The following is a 5,279-nucleotide window of genomic DNA, read 5'->3' on the forward strand; positions in this document are numbered from 1 at the left end:
AAGAAGATCATTAAGAGATTATGAAGAACAACTTGTGTGGATTTTTACTGGTTGATTGATCGAAATTATTTTCATTGATTGATGGTAGAAATTACTCGAAGTTTATTTGAGAAATTAATGTCAGAAAATTGATGAGCCAGATTTGGTGTTTTGAATAAAGCACTATTGATTTTAAACTGAAGAGTTTGATCATGGCTCAGATTGAACGCTGGCGGCAGGCTTAACACATGCAAGTCGAGCGGGGAAGGGTAGCTTGCTACCTAACCTAGCGGCGGACGGGTGAGTAATGCTTAGGAATCTGCCTATTAGTGGGGGACAACGTTTCGAAAGGAACGCTAATACCGCATACGCCCTACGGGGGAAAGCAGGGGATCTTCGGACCTTGCGCTAATAGATGAGCCTAAGTCAGATTAGCTAGTTGGTGGGGTAAAGGCCTACCAAGGCGACGATCTGTAGCGGGTCTGAGAGGATGATCCGCCACACTGGGACTGAGACACGGCCCAGACTCCTACGGGAGGCAGCAGTGGGGAATATTGGACAATGGGGGGAACCCTGATCCAGCCATGCCGCGTGTGTGAAGAAGGCCTTTTGGTTGTAAAGCACTTTAAGCGAGGAGGAGGCTCTTCTAGTTAATACCTAGGATGAGTGGACGTTACTCGCAGAATAAGCACCGGCTAACTCTGTGCCAGCAGCCGCGGTAATACAGAGGGTGCGAGCGTTAATCGGATTTACTGGGCGTAAAGCGTACGTAGGCGGCTTTTTAAGTCGGATGTGAAATCCCTGAGCTTAACTTAGGAATTGCATTCGATACTGGGAAGCTAGAGTATGGGAGAGGATGGTAGAATTCCAGGTGTAGCGGTGAAATGCGTAGAGATCTGGAGGAATACCGATGGCGAAGGCAGCCATCTGGCCTAATACTGACGCTGAGGTACGAAAGCATGGGGAGCAAACAGGATTAGATACCCTGGTAGTCCATGCCGTAAACGATGTCTACTAGCCGTTGGGGCCTTTGAGGCTTTAGTGGCGCAGCTAACGCGATAAGTAGACCGCCTGGGGAGTACGGTCGCAAGACTAAAACTCAAATGAATTGACGGGGGCCCGCACAAGCGGTGGAGCATGTGGTTTAATTCGATGCAACGCGAAGAACCTTACCTGGTCTTGACATAGTAAGAACTTTCCAGAGATGGATTGGTGCCTTCGGGAACTTACATACAGGTGCTGCATGGCTGTCGTCAGCTCGTGTCGTGAGATGTTGGGTTAAGTCCCGCAACGAGCGCAACCCTTTTCCTTATTTGCCAGCGGGTTAAGCCGGGAACTTTAAGGATACTGCCAGTGACAAACTGGAGGAAGGCGGGGACGACGTCAAGTCATCATGGCCCTTACGACCAGGGCTACACACGTGCTACAATGGTCGGTACAAAGGGTTGCTACCTAGCGATAGGATGCTAATCTCAAAAAGCCGATCGTAGTCCGGATTGGAGTCTGCAACTCGACTCCATGAAGTCGGAATCGCTAGTAATCGCGGATCAGAATGCCGCGGTGAATACGTTCCCGGGCCTTGTACACACCGCCCGTCACACCATGGGAATTTGTTGCACCAGAAGTAGGTAGTCTAACCGCAAGGAGGACGCTTACCACGGTGTGGCCGATGACTGGGGTGAAGTCGTAACAAGGTAGCCGTAGGGGAACCTGCGGCTGGATCACCTCCTTAACGAAAGATTGACGATTGGTAAGAATCCACAACAAGTTGTTCTTCATTGATGTATCTGAGGGTCTGTAGCTCAGTTGGTTAGAGCACACGCTTGATAAGCGTGGGGTCACAAGTTCAAGTCTTGTCAGACCCACCATTCTGACTAGCTGTACAGAAAGAAGATGCATTGAATCTAGATGATAAGCTGGGGACTTAGCTTAGTTGGTAGAGCGCCTGCTTTGCACGCAGGAGGTCAGGAGTTCGACTCTCCTAGTCTCCACCATATATCGCTTTGCGATATGGTTAAGTTAATAAATGAACAGTCAAAAGGTTGTTAGTTTAGTCCTTAAGCAAACGAAGTTTTAGATCCTAGAGATTAGCAAGTATAAGCGTTATGATACGCGGACTTGATAATCTCTGTGATTTATCACGGTTTCCTGACCTGACGAAGGCTGGAAAAATCATTAACAGAATATATTTGAGTTGAAATAATTTGTTCATACTCGTTTTAGTTAGCTTAACAAGCAATTGTTAATGTTGAATGAAATGAGTTACTAGCGAAATTAACTGAATCAAGCGTTTTGGTATATGAATCTAATTGAAGCTGTACAGTGATTAAGTTCACAGAACTCTGAACTAAAATGTTGAAGATGCTACTTGTAGGCATCGTCGGCTGTTTGGGGTTGTATAGTCAAGTAATTAAGTGCATGTGGTGGATGCCTTGGCAGTCAGAGGCGATGAAAGACGTAATAGCCTGCGATAAGCTCCGGGGAGGCGGCAAATATCCTGTGATCCGGAGATTTCTGAATGGGGAAACCCACCTGTCATAAGGCAGGTATCATACACTGAATACATAGGTGTATGAGGCGAACGAGGGGAAGTGAAACATCTCAGTACCCTTAGGAAAAGAAATCAATTGAGATTCCCTCAGTAGCGGCGAGCGAACGGGGAACAGCCCATTAAGTCATATAAGTTCTAGTGGAATGCTCTGGGAAGTGCAACCATAGTGGGTGATAGTCCTGTACACGAAAGGGCTTATATGATGATGTCGAGTAGGGCGAGGCACGTGAAACCTTGTCTGAATATGGGGGGACCATCCTCCAAGGCTAAATACTCCTGACTGACCGATAGTGAACCAGTACCGTGAGGGAAAGGCGAAAAGAACCCCTGTGAGGGGAGTGAAATAGATCCTGAAACCGCATGCATACAAGCAGTGGGAGCCGGCTTAGTCCGGTGACTGCGTACCTTTTGTATAATGGGTCAGCGACTTACATTCAGTAGCGAGGTTAACCGAATAGGGGAGCCGTAGAGAAATCGAGTCTTAATAGGGCGTTTAGTTGCTGGGTGTAGACCCGAAACCGGGTGATCTATCCATGAGCAGGTTGAAGGTTGGGTAACACTAACTGGAGGACCGAACCCACTGTCGTTGAAAAGCCAGGGGATGACTTGTGGATAGGGGTGAAAGGCTAATCAAACTCGGTGATAGCTGGTTCTCCCCGAAAGCTATTTAGGTAGCGCCTCGGACGAATACCATTGGGGGTAGAGCACTGTTTCGGCTAGGGGGTCATCCCGACTTACCAAACCGATGCAAACTCCGAATACCAATGAGTACTATCCGGGAGACAGACTGCGGGTGCTAACGTCCGTAGTCAAGAGGAAAACAATCCAGACCGCCAGCTAAGGCCCCAAAATTATAGTTAAGTGGGAAACGATGTGGGAAGGCATAGACAGCTAGGAGGTTGGCTTAGAAGCAGCCACCCTTTAAAGAAAGCGTAATAGCTCACTAGTCGAGTCGGCCTGCGCGGAAGATGTAACGGGGCTAAAACTATATGCCGAAGCTGCGGATTTGCAATTTATTGCAAGTGGTAGGGGAGCGTTCTGTAAGCCGATGAAGGTGGATTGAGAAGTCTGCTGGAGGTATCAGAAGTGCGAATGCTGACGTGAGTAACGACAAAACGGGTGAAAAACCCGTTCGCTGAAAGACCAAGGGTTCCAGTCCAACGTTAATCGGGGCTGGGTGAGTCGACCCCTAAGGCGAGGCCGAGAGGCGTAGTCGATGGGAAATTGGTTAATATTCCAATACTTCTGTGTAATGCGATGAGAGGACGGAGTAAGTTAAGTCAGCCTGGCGTTGGTTGTCCAGGTGAAAGGATGTAGGCATGTATCTTAGGCAAATCCGGGGTACTCTATGCTGAGATCTGATAGCAAGCTGTACTTGTACAGTAAAGTGGCTGATACTATGCTTCCAGGAAAAGTCTCTAAGCTTCAGTTGCACAGGAATCGTACCCGAAACCGACACAGGTGGTCAGGTCGAGTAGACCAAAGCGCTTGAGAGAACTCTGCTGAAGGAACTAGGCAAAATGGTACCGTAACTTCGGGAGAAGGTACGCTGCCGGCGGTGATAGAACTTGCTTCTTGAGCTGCTGGCAGCCACAGAAACCAGGCCCCTGCAACTGTTTATTAAAAACATAGCACTCTGCAAACACGAAAGTGGACGTATAGGGTGTGATGCCTGCCCGGTGCTGGAAGGTTAATTGATGGGGTTAGCGTAAGCGAAGCTCTTGATCGAAGCCCCAGTAAACGGCGGCCGTAACTATAACGGTCCTAAGGTAGCGAAATTCCTTGTCGGGTAAGTTCCGACCTGCACGAATGGCATAATGATGGGGGCGCTGTCTCCAGCAGAGGCTCAGTGAAATCGAAATCGCCGTGAAGATGCGGTGTACCCGCGGCTAGACGGAAAGACCCCGTGAACCTTTACTGCAGCTTGACATTGAACTTTGATCTTACTTGTGTAGGATAGGTGGGAGGCTTTGAAACCGCGACGCTAGTTGCGGTGGAGCCAATCTTGAAATACCACCCTGGTAATATTGAGGTTCTAACTCTGCTCCATAATCTGGAGCGAGGACCATGTCTGGTGGGTAGTTTGACTGGGGCGGTCTCCTCCTAAAGAGTAACGGAGGAGTACGAAGGTGCGCTCAGCGTGGTCGGAAATCACGCGTAGAGTATAAAGGCAAAAGCGCGCTTAACTGCGAGACCCACAAGTCGAGCAGGTACGAAAGTAGGTCTTAGTGATCCGGTGGTTCTGTATGGAAGGGCCATCGCTCAACGGATAAAAGGTACTCTGGGGATAACAGGCTGATACCGCCCAAGAGTTCATATCGACGGCGGTGTTTGGCACCTCGATGTCGGCTCATCTCATCCTGGGGCTGAAGCAGGTCCCAAGGGTATGGCTGTTCGCCATTTAAAGAGGTACGCGAGCTGGGTTTAGAACGTCGTGAGACAGTTCGGTCCCTATCTACCGTGGGCGCTGGAAATTTGAGAGGATCTGCTCCTAGTACGAGAGGACCAGAGTGGACGAACCTCTGGTGTACCGGTTGTGACGCCAGTCGCATCGCCGGGTAGCTATGTTCGGAAGGGATAACCGCTGAAAGCATCTAAGCGGGAAGCCTACCTCAAGATAAGATTTCCCTAGGACTTTATGTCCTCTAAAGAGCCGTTGAAGACTACGACGTTGATAGGCTGGATGTGGAAGTGCGGTGACGCATGAAGCTGACCAGTACTAATTGCTCGTGAGGCTTGACTATACAAC

General features: G+C 49.1%; 2 tRNA genes and 2 rRNA genes. All 4 read left to right on the forward strand.

Annotated features, from left to right (window positions below):
- Positions 1-173 precede the first annotated feature (173 nt).
- A 16S ribosomal RNA gene (locus JZ784_RS17435) occupies positions 174-1,711 on the forward strand.
- Positions 1,712-1,770: 59 nt separating this feature from the next.
- A tRNA-Ile gene (locus JZ784_RS17440) sits at positions 1,771-1,847 on the forward strand.
- Between the two features lie 50 nt (positions 1,848-1,897).
- A tRNA-Ala gene (locus JZ784_RS17445) sits at positions 1,898-1,973 on the forward strand.
- A gap of 406 nt (positions 1,974-2,379) precedes the next feature.
- Positions 2,380-5,274 (forward strand): 23S ribosomal RNA (locus tag JZ784_RS17450).
- The 16S and 23S rRNA genes sit together here with 2 tRNA genes alongside, the layout of an rRNA operon.
- Positions 5,275-5,279: the final 5 nt, after the last annotated feature.

This window comes from Acinetobacter sp. CWB-B33, from assembly GCF_039655955.1.
Taxonomy (GTDB): Bacteria; Pseudomonadota; Gammaproteobacteria; order Pseudomonadales; family Moraxellaceae; genus Acinetobacter; species Acinetobacter bouvetii.